Below are 16,886 nucleotides of genomic sequence, written 5' to 3' on the forward strand. Positions count from 1 at the left end.
ATCCTCTAGTCCTGCGTCTCGTGACCAGATATGTCCGAGCTTGACGTTCAAATGCAAACAATTATCAAATGGCCGCCTTGCCCGTCGGGTGCAGGTGCCAGGCGCCGAGGATACTTGGCCTGTCATCTCGATGCCTGGGAAAACTATTAAGGAAGCTGTTTATGCGCCTGAGTACCCGCGTTGCTGCGCTCTGTGTCGGACTCCTCGTCAGTCACCACGCTGCAGCGGCCGAGTTGCTGCAACGTTGGGTCAGTGCCGGTGGCGCGTTGTCCGAGTGGGTGAGCGCACTGGGCGGCGAATCGAAACTGGTCGGCGTCGACACTACCAGTCAGCACCCTGAAAGCCTCAAGGCGCTGCCCAGCATTGGCTATCAGCGGCAATTGTCGGCGGAAGGCATCTTGAGCTTACGCCCGCAGATCCTGATCGGCACCGAAGAAATGGGCCCGCCGCCCGTGCTCTCGCAGATTCGTAACGCGGGGGTGCAGGTCGAGCTGTTCTCGGCACAGCCGGATCTGCCGACGTTGCAGGGCAACTTGCAGCATCTGGGCAAGCTGCTGGGCGCTGAAGAGCAAGCTGTTCAGGCATACCAGCGTTACCAGGAGCAACTCGAGCAGCAAAAAGTCCGCGTGACCAAGGCGCAGCTGACGCAACCATCGCCGGGTGTGCTGTTGCTGCTCGGACACGCGGGTGGCAAGCCGCTCATTGCTGGCAAGGACACCGCCGCCGATTGGATGCTGCGCCAGGCCGGCGGCCACAACCTGGCTACGCATACCGGCTACAAACCGTTTTCTGTCGAGTCTCTGATCAGTCTCGATCCCGAGGTGCTGGTGTTTGCCGACCGGGCGCTGACGGGAGAGGCGGCGCGCGCCGCGTTGTTCAAGGAAAACCCGATGCTGTCCTCGACGCGTGCGGCGAAGGATGGACGGGTCATGGAGCTGGATCCGACGTTGTTGGTGGGCGGGCTCGGTCCTCGGTTGCCGGACAGCCTGAAAAAGCTGTCTGACGGATTCTTTCCTGGCACAGCCGGCCAATGACCGTCCTGGTTAAGCCTCGTACGTTGTTCATTGGCCTGAGCCTTCTGTGTGTGCTGGCGATATGGCTGTCGCTGGCGCTGGGGCCGGTCAGTTTGCCGTTGCTCGACACCTTGCACGCCGCATTGCGCCTGGCCGGGTTGCCGATTGCGCCGCACGGGCTGGAGCAAGCCGAATTGATCGTCGGGCAAATTCGCCTGCCGCGCACCTTGCTGGGTTTGGCGGTGGGTGGCGTGCTGGCGCTGTCCGGTGTGGCGATGCAGGGCCTGTTTCGTAACCCGCTGGCCGACCCGGGGTTGGTAGGGGTGTCCAGCGGTGCGGCATTGGGTGCCGCTATCGCGATTGTTGGCGGCTCGGCGTTTGGCGGTTTGCCAGAGTCCTTTGGGCCTTATCTGTTATCGGTGTGCGCGTTTCTGGGTGGGCTCGGCGTCACGGCGCTGGTGTATCGACTGGGTCGACGCAACGGTCAGACCAACGTCGCGACGATGCTGTTGGCCGGTATCGCATTGACCGCGCTGGCAGGCTCGGCGGTGGGGTTGTTCACTTATCTGGCTGACGACGCGACCCTGCGGACGCTGACGTTCTGGAATCTGGGCAGCCTCAATGGCGCGAGTTACGCGCGGCTGTGGCCGTTGCTGCTGGTCAGCGCGGGTGTGGCGCTCTGGTTGCCGCGTCGGGCCAAGGCCCTGAATGCGTTGTTGCTGGGGGAATCGGAGGCGGGTCATCTGGGCATCGACGTCGAAGGGCTCAAGCGCGAATTGGTGTTCTGTACGGCGCTGGGGGTTGGCGCGGCGGTGGCGGCGGCGGGGATGATCGGATTTGTCGGTCTGGTGGTGCCGCACCTCGTGCGCTTGCTCGCGGGTCCTGATCACCGAGTGTTATTGCCCGCTTCGGTACTCGCCGGTGCCAGTCTTCTGTTGTTTGCCGATCTGGTGGCGCGACTGGCCCTGGCACCGGCCGAACTGCCGATCGGCATTGTTACAGCCTTTATCGGTGCGCCGTTTTTTCTGTTCTTGTTGCTCCGGAGGCGCGCCTGATGTTGCGCACGCAGAACCTGCATATCCGTCGAGGCACCAAGACTGTGCTGTCGGACATCACGCTTGAGCTCCGACCGGGCGAAGTGCTGGGCGTGCTCGGCCCCAATGGCGCCGGCAAAAGTACCTTGCTCGGTGCCTTGTGCGGCGAATTGCACGGTGACCATGGAAGCGTCTGGCTCGATGATCGCGAATTGCGTCACTGGGCCGCACCGCTGCGCGCGCAGCGACTGGCGGTGCTGCCGCAGGTGTCGACCCTGGACTTTGCCTTTCGCGTCGAAGAAGTGGTGGGGATGGGGCGTTTGCCCCATCAAAGCGGGAGAGTGCGCGATGACGAGATTATCGCCGCCGCGTTGCACGCCGCCGATGCCGGCCACCTGAGTGGTCGCAGCTACCTGGCCTTGTCCGGTGGCGAGCGTCAGCGGGTGCATCTGGCCCGGGTGCTGGCGCAGCTCTGGCCGGGTGAGGCGGGGCAGACGCTATTACTCGATGAGCCGACCTCGATGCTCGACCCGCTGCATCAGCACACCACCCTGCAAGCGGTGCGCGAGTTTGCCGATCGCGGCGCTGCTGTATTGGTCATCCTGCATGATCTGAATCTGGCGGCGCGTTATTGTGATCGTCTGTTGCTTCTTGAGGGCGGGCGTCCGGTGGCATTGGACACACCACAGCAGGTCCTGAAACCCGAGCCGCTCAAAGCGGTGTTCGGGCTGGAAGTGTTAGTCCAGCAACACCCGGAGCGTGGGCATCCGCTGATCATCGCCCGCTGAGACTGTCATCGAGGTGAACATGCGTGGGATTTTGCTGCTGGCCGTACTGCTCTTGAGTGCCTGCCAACATGTTTTGGTGCCGCCCCCGGTCAACGGTGAAATCCGCGACCTGCAAAACGGTCAGGTCCTGACGGCGCAGGAGCTGCTTGAGCGACTGGCCAAGCCTTCTCGGCTCATTGTTGGCGAGCAGCATGACAATCGCGATCACCATCAGCTGGAACTGTGGTTGTTGCAGTCATTGGGTGAGCAACGGCCACAAGGCAGTTTGCTCCTGGAAATGCTCACGCCGGATCAACAGCCACGGGTTGATGATGTTCGCCATGCGCCGACCCCTCCGTCCAACTTGCCGACGGCTTTGGCTTGGCAGGAAGGGTGGGACTGGGCGCTTTACGGGCCGATCGTGCGTTTTGCGCTGACTCAGCCCTATCCGCTGCTGGCGGCCAATCTGGACAACCTCGATGTTCGTGCGGTCTACGCCAAACCGCCGGCATTGAGCGGCTCGCGCTCCAATGCGGCTTCGGTCAAGGATGAGTTGCTGGCAGAGATCAACGACTCCCATTGCGGCTTGCTGCCCACTTCACAAATGCCCGCCATGCTGGCAGTCCAGCAGCAACGAGACCGGCGAATGGCCGAGCTTTTGCTGGCGGCTCCGACGCCTTCATTGCTGTTTGCCGGTGCCTACCACGCGCGCAAGGACGTTGGTGTGCCAATCCATGTGCTGGATCTGAGGCAGGCGCAAGCGCCGACGGTGTTGCTGCTGGCAGAGCAGGGGGCCGAGGTGACAGCGGCAATGGCCGATTACGTCTGGTACACGAAGGCTTCACCGCCTCAGGATTACTGCGAACAGATGCGTAAGCAATTCGGCAAGTAACGACTGGCGCTTTCATAGGCAAAAACTCACAGGCAAAAAAAGACCCGGCAAGAGCCGGGTCAAATAACCGTGATTAGCCTGATGAGGAGATATCTGAGAGTCCGAACCAAGGGCTTTTCAAATATCGACCAGTCTCGCGACCAGTTGGTGGTAATCATAGCGATTCTCATTACCATGTCAACCGCTGTTTTTCAGTTTCTTTGAGATGCCTCGTCAATTCGGTTCAAAGCCAATGATTTCAAGCCTTGTGGCGCGAGGAAATCGCCTCCAGCTGTTTGTTCAAGGCTTCTTTACGCTCGGCTGGAATGTCGTTCCAGTGCACATCCATCAGTGCACCTTCGATCGCATACAACAACACCTTTGACGCCCGAAACCCGCGCGTACGCACGGCCCGATAAGCATCCACCGCCCCGAGGCGACGCAAATCCGAGGCGCTGTGGATGCCCACGGCATGCAGCCACTGCGCCGACGTCTTGCCAAGATTCTTCAGGTGTTGCAGTTCATCATTCATCAAGCCTCCTTGCGACGGCCGAACGGTGCGTGGGCGAGCTTCTCAGGAGTGTAGCCATCAGTAGGAAAAGCGTGATTGTTTGGTCGGTTTCGACGCAAAAGCTTCTAAGAGGACGAGGCAACGACAGGTCGGGAGGGGGGCGCCAGAAGCAGTTTTCGGGCGATCACACGGCATCCAGCGCAAAGCGGGGGCGCTGGACGTGTCAGGGTGAAGCGTCGTTTTTAGCGAGTGCGGTAACGCAGGCGCGTGCCGAAGTTCATCGACATCAGGATCTCGTCCGCGCTCAGCTCTGCCGGGAAGTAGGCGCCGGAGATCTGTGCGTGAGCCAGGCTGGCGCCTTCCAGCGATGCGCTGCGGAAATCGATGCCGCGCAAATCGGCGGAGCGGAAATAAGCATCGGTGAAGTCGACGCCATCGGCATTCAGTTCACGCAAGTCCAAGCCCCGGAAATCACCACCAACCATATCGATAGGTCCGTCTTTGGGCCGCTCATTGTTGAATCCTGCGATGTCGTCTTTGTGCAGCAAGGCATACAGCGGGGTGTCGAGAAGTTTGGGCTGGCTCATGTCGCATCACCTGATGGTTTTATGACGCCAGTATAGTGCCACTATTTGACAGCCGTGAAGCCAGGGAAGGCTTCACGGCTGAAATAGTTTTTACAGGCTTGGCATGCGTTGGCGGATTTGCGCAACGACGGTGTCGAGGGTCCCGCTTTCGTTGGTCTGGACGCGTTTGCTGCACAGAATCTCGGCTGGCGTCAGCGCTTCACGATTGGCTTGCTGGGCTTCGATAACGGCCAGGTTGGCGTCGGACGGATCCTTTTTGTCTGCCTGACGCAGGGCCAGCCAGCTCTCGATAACGGCTTGCGGCGCATGGCAATCGAGGATCAGGAACGGCGCACCGGTGGCCTCGGCGATTTTCGCCGCGCCGTCTCGCTGGTCGCGCTTGAGGTAAGTGGCGTCGATCACCACCGGGAAACCGGCTCGCAGGATGATCCCGGCGATTTCATGCAGGCGGCTGTAGGTGGCGGCAGTGGCGTCCGCGTTATAAATGCCGGCCTGCGGATCATTCGCGACGGTTTGTTCACCGAACAGACGTTTGCGTTCGACATCCGAGCGCAGGCGAATGGCGCCCAGTGCTTCGACCAGACGCATGGCCACGTGGCTTTTACCAACAGCGGACACGCCGTGGGTGATCGCCATGAAGCGCGAAGGAATGGTGCTGTAGCTTTCCGCCAGGTTGGCGTAGTTGCGGTACTGGCGCAGGGTCGTGGCGCGCTGCACCGGATCGGCTTCGGCGGGCATGCTGAACAGGCTGACCTTGGCGCGAACCAGTGCGCGGTAGGCTTTGTAGAAGTTCAGCAGTTCAAGGCCTTGATAGTCGCCGGTCAGCTCCAGGTATTGGCTGACGAAGCGGCGCGCGAGGCATTTCAAACCGCGGTCTTCCAGGTCCATCGCCAGGAAACCGGTATCGGCATAGACGTCGGTGAAACGGAACGGTTCGTTGAATTCGATGCAGTCGAAGATCACGACCTTGCCATCGATCACGGTAGCGTTACCCAAGTGGATATCACCGTGGCATTCACGAATGAAGCCTTCGGCCTTGCGCTGGGCGAACAGTGGCTTGAGGCGTTCGAAGCTGCTTTCGGCCCAGGCTTGCAGGGCGTCGAGTTGCACAAGATCGGCCTTGTCACTGAGGAACGGGCGGATCTGCTCAAAGTTCTGGCGTACCGGCGCCATCACGCTGTCCGGGGTGCCGGCTTCGTGTTCGGCTGGCACTTTCGGTGCGGTGAGATGGAATTGAGCGATCTGCGCGGCCATCTCGTCAATGTGCGCGGTAGTCAGTTCGCCATTGGCCTGCAAGGTGCTGAGCAATTGGCTTTGTGGGAATTGACGCATTTTCAGGGCGAAATCGACGACCGGGCCATCGCCACCGAATTGAGGGGCTTCGGCGCTGCCGGTGATTGGCAACACTTCCAGATACAAATCGTTGGTCAGGCGCTGGTTCAAGCGCAGTTCTTCGCCGCAGAAGTGCTCGCGGGCGTCGAGGCTGGTGAAGTCGAGGAAGCCGAAATTCACCGGCTTCTTCACTTTATAAGCAAAGGGACCTGTGAGGATGACCCAGGAAATATGGGTTTCGATGACCTGGAACCCGTCTACCGGATGCGGGTAGAGGGCCGGGTTTTGCAGAGCGGCGATCAGGGACTGGCTCACAGGCGATCCTTCAAAGACTGGGAAAAATTCAAGGCCGCCATTATGGCCGCAAGTCCGCCTGACGCAAACCTCGGAGGGCGCCTGTTGAGTATGAATAAAGTGCGTATAATCCGCCGCCATGACTCGTACTCGATCCCCCCGCACTCCAAAAAAACCACCTTCCAGGGGCTTGCACCCTTGGCTGGGCTGGGCCCTTAAACTCAGTCTGGTCGGCCTCGTGGTGCTCGCCGGATTCGCGGTTTACCTCGACGCTATCGTCCAGGAAAAATTCTCCGGCAAGCGCTGGACGATCCCGGCCAAGGTGTATGCGCGCCCGCTGGAGCTGTTTACCGGCCAGAAGCTGAGCAAGGATGACTTCCTCACCGAGCTCGACGCCTTGGGCTACCGACGCGAAAGCGTAAGTAACGGCCCCGGCGCTGCGTCGGTCAACGGCAACACCGTTGATTTGAATACCCGTGGCTTCCAGTTTTATGAAGGCCTGGAAAAGCCCCAGCCTGTGCGCGTGCGTTTCTCCGGCGACTATGTCGCCGAGCTTTCGGCGACCAACGGTTCGAAGCTGTCGGTGGTGCGCCTTGAGCCGATGCTGATCGGCGGGATTTACCCGAAAAATCTTGAAGACCGCATCCTGATCAAAATCGATCAGGTGCCGCCGTATCTGCTGGAGACCCTGGTCGCTGTGGAAGACCGGGATTTCTATAGCCACTGGGGTGTGTCGCCGAAGTCGATTGCCCGTGCGGTCTACGTCAACACCTCTGGCGGCAAGATGACCCAGGGCGGCAGTACGCTGACGCAACAGTTGGTCAAGAACTTCTACCTGACCAGCGAACGCAGCCTGACCCGCAAACTCACCGAAGCCATGATGGCAATGTTGCTTGAGCTGCATTACGACAAGCGGGAAATTCTTGAGGCTTACCTCAACGAAGTGTTCGTCGGTCAGGACGGCCAGCGCGCGGTGCACGGTTTCGGTCTGGCCAGCCAGTTCTTCTTCGCGCAGCCATTGTCCGAACTGAAATTGCATCAGGTTGCCTTGCTGGTGGGGATGGTCAAAGGGCCGTCCTACTACAACCCGCGCCGCAATCCCGAGCGGGCGCTTGAGCGACGCAACCTGGTGCTCGATGTCCTTGAGCAGCAGGGCGTCGCCACCGCCGAGCAAGTTGCCGCGGCGAAGAAAATGCCACTGGGTGTGACGACGCGCGGGAAATTGGCCGACAGCTCGTTCCCGGGTTTCCTCGATCTGGTTAAACGCCAGTTGCGCGAAGACTACCGTGACGAAGACTTGACCGAAGAAGGCCTGCGGATCTTCACCAGCTTCGACCCGATTTTGCAGATGAAAGCCGAAGCTTCCGTCAACGACACCTTCAAGCGCCTGTCGGGTCGAAAGGGTTCCGATGATGTTGAGGCGGCCATGGTCGTGACCAACCCGGAAACCGGTGAGGTCCAGGCCATGATCGGCAGTCGCCAGGCGAGTTTCGCCGGCTTCAACCGTGCGCTGGATGCGGTACGCCCCATCGGTTCGTTGATCAAGCCGGCGGTTTATCTGACGGCGCTTGAGAAACCGAGTCAGTACACCTTGACCAGTTGGCTGTCGGACGAAGCCTTCTCGATCAAAGGCGCTGACGGTCAGGTCTGGAAACCGCAGAACTACGATCGCCGTTCCCACGGTACGGTGTTCCTGTATCAGGGGCTGGCGCATTCCTACAACCTGTCGACCTCGCGTCTCGGCTTGGCATTGGGTGTACCGAATGTCCTCAAGACCCTGGCTCGCCTGGGCGTGACTCGTGAATTCCCGGCGTTCCCATCGATGTTGCTGGGCGCAGGCGGCATGACGCCGATTGAAGTGGCGACCATGTACCAGACGCTGGCCAACGGTGGTTTCAACACGCCGATGCGCGGGATTCGTAGCGTTTTGACCGCCGAGGGCGAGCCGCTCAAGCGTTATCCGTTCCAGATCGAGCAGCGTTTTGATCCTGCCTCGATTTACCTGATCCAGAGCGCCATGCAACGGGTCATGCGTGAAGGTACCGGCAGCTCGGTTTACAACGTGTTGCCGAAAACCCTGACCCTGGCCGGCAAGACCGGTACCAGTAACGATTCCCGAGACAGCTGGTTCGCCGGTTTCAGTCAGGACTTGCTGGCGGTGGTGTGGCTGGGTCGCGATGACAACGGCAAGACGCCGTTCACCGGCGCTACCGGTGCGTTGCAGGTCTGGACCAGCTTCATGCGCAAAGCCGATCCGCTGCCGCTGGACATGCCACAGCCGGATAATGTTGTTCAGGCCTGGGTCGATTCGCGTACCGGACAAGGCTCCGACGCCAACTGCCCAGGCGCCGTACAGATGCCGTATATTCGCGGCAGCGAACCACCTCCCGGTGCGGCTTGCGGTGGCGAAAGCCCTGCTTCCGGCGAAACCGTGATGGATTGGGTCAAGGGCTGGATGAATTAAGCAAAGAGGGATTTACGTGAACAAGTGGTTGATTCCAGCGGTTGCCGCCGTGGCGTTGCTCAGCGGTTGCTCCACCGTACAACGCGGTTCGATTCCGGTTGAAGATTCCGGCACGGCTGTGTCCAACAGTGAGCGGATTTCGGCGAATGGCGGTTTCCGCAAGTCGACCGTGAAGCGTCCTGCGCAAGCTCAATCGCAAACCCAGGCGATCCCGCAAGGCGATACCGGTGTGGTGGTGATGGTTCCGGGTGGTGGCGCTGTCGCCTCGGCACCGATCAGCACCTCGCCGATCACACCAGGCCCGATCACACCGGGGCCGATCGATACCTCGCCGGTCCAGTCGGCACCGATCAATCAGGGCAGCTACAGCATGCCGTCGACGCCGAGCGGGATTCCATCGGCCAACGCCGGCGGTCTGTCCGCCGACGAGCAACTGGATGGTCCGGTGCTGGCGCTGTTGACCACGGCTCAACAGCAACAGGCGAGCGGCGACCTCAACGGTGCTTCGTCCAGCCTGGAACGCGCTCAGCGCGTTGCACCGCGTGAGCCGCAAGTGCTTTATCGTCTGGCTCAAGTGCGTATGGCCCAAGGCGATGCACCGCAGGCTGAACAATTCGCTCGTCGGGGCCTGACGTTCGCCAATGGCCGTCCGGACCTTCAGGCCAGCCTGTGGGAATTGATTGCCCAGGCACGCGAGAAGCAAGGTGATTCTGCCGGCGCAGCATTGGCCCGTCAGAAGGCCAAGGTTTCGCTGTGATGGACGCGCGCTTCCCGAAGATTGCCGAGCAGTTGTTGCTGATTGAACGTGAACTGCGGGTTCAGGGGTGGTGGGATGAAGTCTCGCCCTCCGCTGAAGCGCTTTCCAGCGTCGAGCCGTTTTCGGTCGACACGCTGGATTTCGAGCAGTGGCTGCAATGGATCTTCCTGCCCCGGATGAAGCTGATCCTCGAGCAGGACCTGCCGTTGCCCGCCGTCTCCGGGATTCAGGAGATGGCCGAAATGGTCTTCGCCGGCCGTGATGTCCAGGGCCGGGATCGTCAGCTGCAAGTGCTGCTCAAAGAGTTCGATCTGCTGATCACCGCCTCCCGCTGAATCGGAAACTGCCAGTGCCTACTGGCAGTTCTGCGCAATCTGTTTCTGCGTTTCGCTGATGCGTTCCTGACGTTGTTGATCGGTCAGGCGACGCATTTCGCCCTCCACATCCTCCCGAAGTCGCGGATTGTTCTGCAATTGCGCCAGATTCGTGCGCGCCTGCACGCAAAATGCCTTGAGCTGAGCCTGCTGCTCGGCGACCTGCTTTTTCACCGTGTTGTCGATGTCCTGCTGATTGCCGATGGTTTTACTGCCGGGCAACGGGGCCGGTTGGCTCACAGAAGAGGAGGGCGTCACCACGGTGGTGGCTTGCTGGCCTTGGGGTGGTTGTGCGTCGAAGTGAGTCACGCCCTGGGCATCGACCCATTTGTAGATCTGGGCGGCCGTGCACAAAGGGCTGATCAGCAGGCTGACCATGAAGAAGATCGTTCGCATGCCATTTCCTTGTCATGAGTTGCGCAATCGAAGCTAACACAGTCGCGGTTTGGCGATTTTTTCTTGCTTTCTCATGTGCTTACTTCAATAAAGCACATAGACGACTTGACTTGCAGGGGACGAAACAGAAGAATCCAAAGTCCGCTGTAGAGGGACTGCCAGAAGCAGACCCACTCAGCAGATCATGAGGCGCACATCCGCGCCGACCTGTTACACCCGCAACGCGTTACCTCGCGCTGGGTGGGAAAGGCCCGCAACACTTGGGACGATCCCAATACTTGCTCAGTCAGTGCTGACGTAGTCGGCGACCACCGTCGCTCATGCTCTGCTGAGAAGTAAACCTATTAAGACCCGTCCCCGTTTATGTGGGCGGTATTCTGGCGTTTTAGAGGTGAACAACGTGGAGCTTTTATCTGGCGGTGAGATGCTCGTCCGCTTCTTGCGTGACGAAGGCGTCAAATATATCTACGGGTACCCGGGTGGTGCTCTTCTTCATGTTTACGATGCCCTGTTCAAAGAACCGGAAGTGACCCACATCCTGGTTCGTCACGAACAAGCGGCTACCCATATGGCTGACGGCTATGCCCGTGCCACCGGTAAAGCCGGTGTGGTACTGGTGACTTCCGGTCCTGGCGCAACAAACGCCATCACCGGTATTGCCACCGCCTACATGGACTCGATTCCGATGGTGGTCATTTCCGGCCAGGTGCCTAGCAGCATGGTCGGCACCGATGCGTTCCAGGAAACCGACATGATCGGTATCTCCCGGCCGATCGTGAAGCACAGCTTCATGATCAAGCACGCGTCGGAAATCCCGGAAGTCATGAAGAAAGCGTTCTACCTGGCGCAATCCGGTCGTCCGGGCCCGGTCGTTGTCGATATCCCGAAAGACATGACCAACCCGGCCGAGAAGTACGAATACATCTTCCCGAAAAAAGCCAAGCTGCGTTCTTACAGCCCGGCCGTTCGCGGTCACTCCGGGCAAATCCGCAAGGCGGCAGAAATGCTCCTGGCGGCCAAGCGTCCGGTGATGTACGCCGGCGGCGGCGTGATTCTGGGTGGTGGCTCCGCGCCGCTGACCGAATTGGCGAAGATGCTCAACCTGCCAGTGACCAATACCCTGATGGGCCTGGGTGCCTACCCTGGCACCGACCGTCAGTTCATCGGCATGCTCGGCATGCACGGCAGCTACACCGCAAACCTGGCGATGCACCACGCCGACGTGATCCTTGCGGTCGGCGCGCGTTTCGATGACCGTGTGATCAACGGCCCGGCGAAGTTCTGCCCGAATGCCAAGATCATTCACATCGACATCGATCCGGCTTCGATCTCCAAGACCATCAAGGCAGACGTACCTATCGTCGGCCCGGTCGAGAGCGTCCTGACCGAAATGGTCGCGATCCTCAAGGAAATCGGCGAGACCCCGAACAAGGAGTCCGTTGCCAGCTGGTGGAAGCAAGTTGATGAGTGGCGCGGTGATCGTGGCCTGTTCCCTTACGACAAGGGCGACGGCAGCGTCATCAAACCGCAGACGGTGATTGAAACCCTGTGCGAAGTCACCAAGGGCGATGCTTATGTCGCTTCGGACGTGGGCCAGCACCAGATGTTCGCCGCGCAGTACTACAAGTTCAACAAGCCTAATCGCTGGATCAACTCCGGTGGCCTGGGCACCATGGGCTTCGGTTTTCCGGCGGCCATGGGCATCAAGTTGAGCTTCCCGGATGCCGACGTCGTCTGCGTGACGGGCGAGGGCAGCATCCAGATGAACATTCAGGAACTGTCCACCTGTCTGCAATATGGCTTGCCGGTCAAAATCGTCATCCTGAACAACGGTGTTCTGGGTATGGTTCGCCAGTGGCAAGACATGAGTTACGGCAGCCGTCACTCGCACTCGTACATGGAATCGCTGCCTGACTTCGTCAAGCTGGCTGAAGCCTATGGTCACGTTGGCGTGCGCATCACCGACTCGAAAGACTTGAAGTCGCAGATGGAAGAAGCGTTCGCCATGAAGGATCGTTTGGTGATCATCGATGTTTCGGTCGACACCAGTGAGCACGTCTATCCGATGCAGATCAAAGACGGCTCCATGCGCGATATGTGGCTGAGCAAGACGGAGCGTACTTAATCATGCGACACATTATTTCCTTGCTTCTGGAAAACGAACCGGGCGCTCTGTCTCGTGTAGTCGGCCTGTTCTCGCAGCGCAACTACAACATCGAAAGCCTGACCGTGGCGCCAACCGAGGACCCGACCCTGTCGCGTCTGACGCTGACCACGGTTGGCCATGATGAAGTGATCGAGCAGATCACCAAGAACCTGAACAAGTTGATCGAAGTGGTCAAACTGGTCGACCTGTCGGAGAGTGCTCACATCGAGCGCGAACTGATGCTGGTCAAGGTCAAGGCCACCGGCGCCCAGCGCGCCGAGATCAAACGCACCACCGATATTTACCGTGGGCAGATCGTCGATGTCAGCGCTAGCGTGTATACCGTTCAACTGACCGGTACCAGCGACAAGCTCGACAGCTTCATTCAGTCCATTGGCACTGCGTCGATTCTGGAAACCGTCCGTAGCGGCGTAACCGGTATTGCACGCGGCGACAAAGTACTCAGCATCTAAACCAAATTAGTGAATGGCCTGAACGGCCTGGATATATAGGGGAATTTCATGAAAGTTTATTACGAAAAAGACTGCGACCTGTCCATCATCCAGGGCAAGAAAGTTGCCATCATCGGTTACGGTTCCCAGGGTCACGCTCAAGCGTGCAACCTGAAAGACTCCGGCGTTGACGTTACCGTTGGCCTGCGTAAAGGTTCGGCTACCGTTGCCAAAGCCGAAGCTCACGGCCTGAAAGTGACCGACGTTGCTTCCGCTGTTGCAGCTGCCGACCTGGTCATGATCCTGACCCCGGACGAGTTCCAGTCTGCCCTGTACAAGAACGAAATCGAGCCGAACATCAAGAAAGGCGCCACCCTGGCCTTCTCCCACGGCTTCGCGATCCACTACAACCAGGTTGTTCCGCGCGCTGACCTCGACGTGATCATGATCGCGCCGAAAGCACCGGGCCACACCGTGCGTTCCGAGTTCGTCAAAGGCGGCGGTATCCCTGACCTGATCGCTATCTACCAGGATGCTTCCGGCAACGCCAAAAACGTTGCACTGTCCTACGCCGCTGGCGTTGGTGGCGGTCGTACCGGCATCATCGAAACCACCTTCAAGGACGAGACCGAAACCGACCTGTTCGGCGAACAAGCCGTTCTGTGCGGCGGTACCGTTGAACTGGTCAAAGCCGGTTTCGAAACCCTGGTTGAAGCTGGCTACGCGCCAGAAATGGCCTACTTCGAGTGCCTGCACGAACTGAAACTGATCGTTGACCTCATGTACGAAGGCGGTATCGCCAACATGAACTACTCGATCTCCAACAACGCTGAGTACGGCGAGTACGTGACCGGTCCGGAAGTGATCAACGCCGAATCCCGTCAGGCCATGCGCAACGCCCTGAAACGTATTCAGGACGGCGAATACGCCAAGATGTTCATCAGCGAAGGTGCAACCGGCTATCCTTCGATGACCGCCAAGCGTCGTAACAACGCCGCTCACGGTATCGAGATCATCGGCGAGCAACTGCGCTCCATGATGCCGTGGATCGGTGCCAACAAGATCGTCGACAAAGCCAAAAACTAAGTCACGTCCTTGTACGGAAAACGCGGCCTAGGCCGCGTTTTTTCGTTTGGAACGCCGCTTCTGGTATAAAGCTGCATCGTTTGTGGCCGAACCGTCGTCCCAGACACCTGTCGAAAACTTTCCATCCTGTTGCAAGGTAATGTCCATGAGCGAACGCCCCGAAGAGCCAAACCAGGCTTCTGACGCCGAAAGCCTGCTGCCCATCGATGAACACATCGAGGAAGGGCATGACGCCGAAGGCCGCAAAGTCCGGCATCGTGGTATCTATCTTCTGCCGAATCTGTTCACCACTGCGAACCTGTTCGCAGGGTTTTATTCCATCATCAACTCGATGAGTGCCCAGGCGGCCTTGAGTGCTGGTGATTCGGTCAATGCGAGCAAGTACTTTGCTTTCGCCGCGATCGCGATCTTCGTAGCAATGGTGCTCGACGGTCTCGATGGCCGCGTGGCGCGCATGACCAATACCCAAAGCGCTTTTGGTGCCGAGTACGACTCGTTGTCGGACATGGTCGCCTTTGGTGTCGCGCCGGCATTGTTGGCGTTTGGCTGGGCCTTGGGTGATATGGGCAAGGTCGGCTGGATGGTCGCCTTCATCTATGTGGCTGGCGCTGCGCTGCGTCTGGCGCGCTTCAACACTCAGGTTGGCACCGCAGACAAACGCTACTTCATCGGCCTGGCCAGTCCGGCAGCGGCGGGTGTGGTCGCGGGGATCGTCTGGGCGTTCAGCGACTACGGAATCCAGGGATCGAAGATGTCTTTCCTGGTCGCACTGATGGTGGCGGCGGCCGGCATGCTGATGGTCAGCAACATCAAGTACAACAGCTTCAAGGAGCTGGACTTGAAAGGGCGCGTACCTTTCGTGGCGATTCTTGCGGTGGTGCTGGTGTTTGCCGTGGTCTTCAGTGATCCGCCACGCATTCTGCTGCTGGTTTTCCTCGCCTATGCGGCCTCCGGCCCGGTGCAATACCTGTTGCGTCTTCGTCGGCACAAAAACGCCGAGTGATGTAATTTCCCTCATACTCCGCAGTCTATTGGTGCAACTGTTCTCCAATGCTGCGGAGTTGCCATGCTGATCAAAGTCCCCCAAGCGTCTGACTGCCATGAGTCGGACATCACGCCTGAATCCTTCTATCTATCCCGTCGTAGTGTTCTCGGCGCTGCCGTTGCTGGTTTGGCTGTCAGTAGCCTGCCGCGCTGGGCCAGTGCCGAAGAAGCTGCGCGCTATGCCGATGTCGAGCCTGGCAAGGCGCCTTCCTGGTTTTCCGAAAAGCTTCCTTCTACTAAATGGGGGGCGGTCAACGTCAAGGACGAAGCGATCACGCCGTTCAAGGACGCAACCCACTACAACAACTTCTATGAGTTCGGCACTGATAAAGGCGACCCTGCTGCCAACGCAAGCGCGCTAAAGACCGAACCGTGGAGCGTGGTAGTGGATGGCGAGGTGGGTAAGCCGGGGCGATATGCGCTGGAAGACTTCATGAAGCCTTATCAGCTGGAGGAGCGGATCTATCGTCTCCGCTGTGTTGAGGCCTGGTCGATGGTCATTCCGTGGATCGGCTTTCCTATCTCGGCGTTGCTCAAGGAAGTCGAGCCGACCTCGAAGGCAAAGTACATTCGTTTCGAAACCCTGGAAGATCCCAAGAGTATGCCGGGGCAGCGTTCCGGGTTCGCCTTGATCGACTGGCCATATGTAGAAGGGCTGCGTCTGGATGAAGCGATGAATCCTTTGGCGATTCTTGCGGTGGGCATGTACGGGCGTGAACTGCCTAATCAGAATGGCGCTCCGCTGCGTCTGGTGGTGCCCTGGAAGTACGGCTTCAAGAGCATCAAATCCATTGTGCGCATCAGCCTGGTCAGCGAGCAGCCGAAGACCACCTGGCAGAGCATTGCTGCAGATGAGTATGGTTTTTATGCGAACGTGAATCCTACGGTAGATCACCCGCGCTGGACTCAGGCGCGGGAGCGTCGATTGCCAAGTGGTCTGTTCAAGCCCAATGTGCGGGACACGCAGATGTTCAATGGCTACTCCGATGAAGTTGCCTCTCTCTATACAGGGCTCGATCTGCGGAAGAACTACTGATGCGATTTCCGGTTTGGCGTATTGGCGTCTTCATCGTGATAGCGGTGTGGCCGCTGCTTTGGTTGTATCAGGCCTGGGCAGATGTGTTGGGACCTGATCCGGGCAAGGTGCTGGTCGATCGATTGGGGTTGGGTACTCTTGTTCTACTACTCATCACACTCAGCATGACGCCTTTGCAAAAGCTCACCGGGTGGGCGGGATGGATTGCTGTGCGCAGGCAGTTGGGGTTGTGGTGCTTCGCGTATGTGGTTCTGCATTTAAGTGGCTATACGGCGTTCATTCTCGGGTTTGACTGGTCGCAGCTGGGAGTTGAGTTGCGCAAGCGGCCGTACATTATTGTCGGCACATTGGGCTTTCTATGTTTGCTGGCGTTGGCGGTGACTTCCAATCGCTACAGTCAGCGGCGTTTGGGGGCGCGCTGGAAGAAGCTGCATCGCCTGGTGTATGTGATTCTCGGGCTTGGGTTGCTGCATATGTTGTGGATCGTTCGCGCCGATCTGAAGGAGTGGGCGGTGTATGCCTCTATAGGGGCGTTGCTATTAGTGACGCGTATACCGGCGGTTGCCCGTCGAATCCCGCGTTTAGTGGCTAAAAAGGCACCATCTGTACGAAAGGCGTAATTAAAGGTTGACGGCAGATTCTGGGTGTCTATAATTCGCCCCACTTCCGGCGCAGTCGAAACGGAAAACTCCTTGGTAAACAAAGAGTTATGCAGGTTTCGA

At 59.0% G+C, this 16,886-nt stretch carries 17 protein-coding genes; 13 read left to right on the forward strand and 4 right to left on the reverse strand.

Annotated elements, in window-relative coordinates; genetic code table 11:
* The first annotated feature begins 161 nt into the window (after positions 1-161).
* The 4 genes from AC07N8_RS27325 to AC07N8_RS27340 are packed head-to-tail and all read left to right on the forward strand — an operon-like array spanning position 162 to position 3,706.
* On the forward strand, positions 162-1,034 hold the full coding sequence (locus tag AC07N8_RS27325) for a heme/hemin ABC transporter substrate-binding protein (protein ID WP_483842935.1): 873 nt from the start codon (positions 162-164) through the stop codon (positions 1,032-1,034).
* A gap of 50 nt (positions 1,035-1,084) precedes the next feature.
* The gene (locus AC07N8_RS27330) at positions 1,085-2,068 is read left to right on the forward strand and encodes a FecCD family ABC transporter permease (RefSeq protein WP_483843064.1); all 984 of its coding nucleotides are present in this window, start codon (positions 1,085-1,087) and stop codon (positions 2,066-2,068) included.
* On the forward strand, positions 2,068-2,835 hold the full coding sequence (locus tag AC07N8_RS27335) for a heme ABC transporter ATP-binding protein (protein WP_493146759.1): 768 nt from the start codon (positions 2,068-2,070) through the stop codon (positions 2,833-2,835). The genes AC07N8_RS27330 and AC07N8_RS27335 overlap by 1 nt, the downstream gene beginning before the upstream one ends.
* Positions 2,836-2,854: 19 nt before the next feature.
* Positions 2,855-3,706, forward strand: coding sequence for a ChaN family lipoprotein (locus AC07N8_RS27340; RefSeq protein ID WP_493146761.1), 852 nt, complete (start codon positions 2,855-2,857; stop codon positions 3,704-3,706).
* Positions 3,707-3,944: 238 nt separating this feature from the next.
* Here the strand turns inward: AC07N8_RS27340 and AC07N8_RS27345 are convergent, their stop codons facing one another.
* From AC07N8_RS27345 to AC07N8_RS27355, 3 genes are all read right to left on the reverse strand, one after another.
* Entirely contained in the window at positions 3,945-4,217 is a 273-nt protein-coding gene (locus AC07N8_RS27345) for a TfoX/Sxy family protein (protein WP_007948654.1), read from the reverse strand.
* Between the two features lie 221 nt (positions 4,218-4,438).
* Positions 4,439-4,783: a pentapeptide repeat-containing protein gene (locus tag AC07N8_RS27350; RefSeq protein WP_493146763.1), complete on the reverse strand. Its 345-nt coding sequence runs from the start codon at positions 4,781-4,783 to the stop codon at positions 4,439-4,441.
* A gap of 90 nt (positions 4,784-4,873) precedes the next feature.
* Positions 4,874-6,430 (reverse strand): bifunctional aminoglycoside phosphotransferase/ATP-binding protein, encoded by a 1,557-nt coding sequence (locus tag AC07N8_RS27355; RefSeq protein WP_493146765.1) that lies wholly within the window; start codon positions 6,428-6,430, stop codon positions 4,874-4,876.
* A gap of 118 nt (positions 6,431-6,548) precedes the next feature.
* Between AC07N8_RS27355 and mrcB the strand changes: the two genes are divergently transcribed.
* The 3 genes from mrcB to AC07N8_RS27370 are packed head-to-tail and all read left to right on the forward strand — an operon-like array spanning position 6,549 to position 9,965.
* A complete protein-coding gene (mrcB, locus tag AC07N8_RS27360; RefSeq protein WP_493146767.1) occupies positions 6,549-8,873 on the forward strand; it encodes a penicillin-binding protein 1B in 2,325 nt (774 codons plus the stop codon).
* Positions 8,874-8,889: 16 nt separating this feature from the next.
* Positions 8,890-9,630, forward strand: a complete 741-nt coding sequence (locus AC07N8_RS27365) for a tetratricopeptide repeat protein (protein WP_483842929.1) — start codon at positions 8,890-8,892, stop codon at positions 9,628-9,630.
* Positions 9,630-9,965: a YqcC family protein gene (locus AC07N8_RS27370; protein ID WP_493146769.1), complete on the forward strand. Its 336-nt coding sequence runs from the start codon at positions 9,630-9,632 to the stop codon at positions 9,963-9,965. The genes AC07N8_RS27365 and AC07N8_RS27370 overlap by 1 nt, the downstream gene beginning before the upstream one ends.
* A gap of 18 nt (positions 9,966-9,983) precedes the next feature.
* On the opposite strand, the gene AC07N8_RS27375 is transcribed toward AC07N8_RS27370, so the two are convergent.
* On the reverse strand, positions 9,984-10,400 hold the full coding sequence (locus AC07N8_RS27375; protein WP_483842927.1) for a DUF4124 domain-containing protein: 417 nt from the start codon (positions 10,398-10,400) through the stop codon (positions 9,984-9,986).
* A 400-nt stretch (positions 10,401-10,800) separates the two neighbouring features.
* On the opposite strand from AC07N8_RS27375, the gene AC07N8_RS27380 reads away from it, so the two are divergent.
* From AC07N8_RS27380 to msrQ, 6 genes are all read left to right on the forward strand, one after another.
* A complete protein-coding gene (locus tag AC07N8_RS27380) occupies positions 10,801-12,525 on the forward strand; it encodes an acetolactate synthase 3 large subunit (protein ID WP_483842926.1) in 1,725 nt (574 codons plus the stop codon).
* 2 nt (positions 12,526-12,527) lie between these two features.
* Entirely contained in the window at positions 12,528-13,019 is a 492-nt protein-coding gene (gene ilvN / locus AC07N8_RS27385; protein ID WP_003176102.1) for an acetolactate synthase small subunit, read from the forward strand.
* Between the two features lie 48 nt (positions 13,020-13,067).
* Positions 13,068-14,084: a ketol-acid reductoisomerase gene (gene ilvC, locus AC07N8_RS27390; RefSeq protein ID WP_007948647.1), complete on the forward strand. Its 1,017-nt coding sequence runs from the start codon at positions 13,068-13,070 to the stop codon at positions 14,082-14,084.
* A gap of 145 nt (positions 14,085-14,229) precedes the next feature.
* Entirely contained in the window at positions 14,230-15,087 is an 858-nt protein-coding gene (pssA, locus tag AC07N8_RS27395; RefSeq protein WP_007948646.1) for a CDP-diacylglycerol--serine O-phosphatidyltransferase, read from the forward strand.
* Positions 15,088-15,150: 63 nt separating this feature from the next.
* The gene (msrP, locus tag AC07N8_RS27400) at positions 15,151-16,164 is read left to right on the forward strand and encodes a protein-methionine-sulfoxide reductase catalytic subunit MsrP (RefSeq protein ID WP_493146771.1); all 1,014 of its coding nucleotides are present in this window, start codon (positions 15,151-15,153) and stop codon (positions 16,162-16,164) included.
* The gene (msrQ, locus tag AC07N8_RS27405; protein ID WP_493146773.1) at positions 16,164-16,784 is read left to right on the forward strand and encodes a protein-methionine-sulfoxide reductase heme-binding subunit MsrQ; all 621 of its coding nucleotides are present in this window, start codon (positions 16,164-16,166) and stop codon (positions 16,782-16,784) included. The genes msrP and msrQ overlap by 1 nt, the downstream gene beginning before the upstream one ends.
* Positions 16,785-16,886 lie beyond the last annotated feature (102 nt).

The organism is Pseudomonas sp. GW821-FHT10C09 (genome assembly GCF_059415465.1).

Excerpts from the sequence above, each read along its gene's own strand:
- AC07N8_RS27335 (WP_493146759.1), top strand. The coding sequence starts at position 2,068 with ATGTTGCGCACGCAGAACCTGCATATCCGTCGAGGCACCAAGACTGTG.
- msrQ (WP_493146773.1), top strand. The coding sequence starts at position 16,164 with ATGCGATTTCCGGTTTGGCGTATTGGCGTCTTCATCGTGATAGCGGTG.
- AC07N8_RS27345 (WP_007948654.1), bottom strand. The coding sequence starts at position 4,217 with ATGAATGATGAACTGCAACACCTGAAGAATCTTGGCAAGACGTCGGCG.
- pssA (WP_007948646.1), top strand. The coding sequence starts at position 14,230 with ATGAGCGAACGCCCCGAAGAGCCAAACCAGGCTTCTGACGCCGAAAGC.
- AC07N8_RS27350 (WP_493146763.1), bottom strand. The coding sequence starts at position 4,783 with ATGAGCCAGCCCAAACTTCTCGACACCCCGCTGTATGCCTTGCTGCAC.
- AC07N8_RS27325 (WP_483842935.1), top strand. The coding sequence starts at position 162 with ATGCGCCTGAGTACCCGCGTTGCTGCGCTCTGTGTCGGACTCCTCGTC.
- ilvN (WP_003176102.1), top strand. The coding sequence starts at position 12,528 with ATGCGACACATTATTTCCTTGCTTCTGGAAAACGAACCGGGCGCTCTG.
- mrcB (WP_493146767.1), top strand. The coding sequence starts at position 6,549 with ATGACTCGTACTCGATCCCCCCGCACTCCAAAAAAACCACCTTCCAGG.
- AC07N8_RS27370 (WP_493146769.1), top strand. The coding sequence starts at position 9,630 with ATGGACGCGCGCTTCCCGAAGATTGCCGAGCAGTTGTTGCTGATTGAA.
- AC07N8_RS27375 (WP_483842927.1), bottom strand. The coding sequence starts at position 10,400 with ATGCGAACGATCTTCTTCATGGTCAGCCTGCTGATCAGCCCTTTGTGC.
- ilvC (WP_007948647.1), top strand. The coding sequence starts at position 13,068 with ATGAAAGTTTATTACGAAAAAGACTGCGACCTGTCCATCATCCAGGGC.
- msrP (WP_493146771.1), top strand. The coding sequence starts at position 15,151 with ATGCTGATCAAAGTCCCCCAAGCGTCTGACTGCCATGAGTCGGACATC.
- AC07N8_RS27340 (WP_493146761.1), top strand. The coding sequence starts at position 2,855 with ATGCGTGGGATTTTGCTGCTGGCCGTACTGCTCTTGAGTGCCTGCCAA.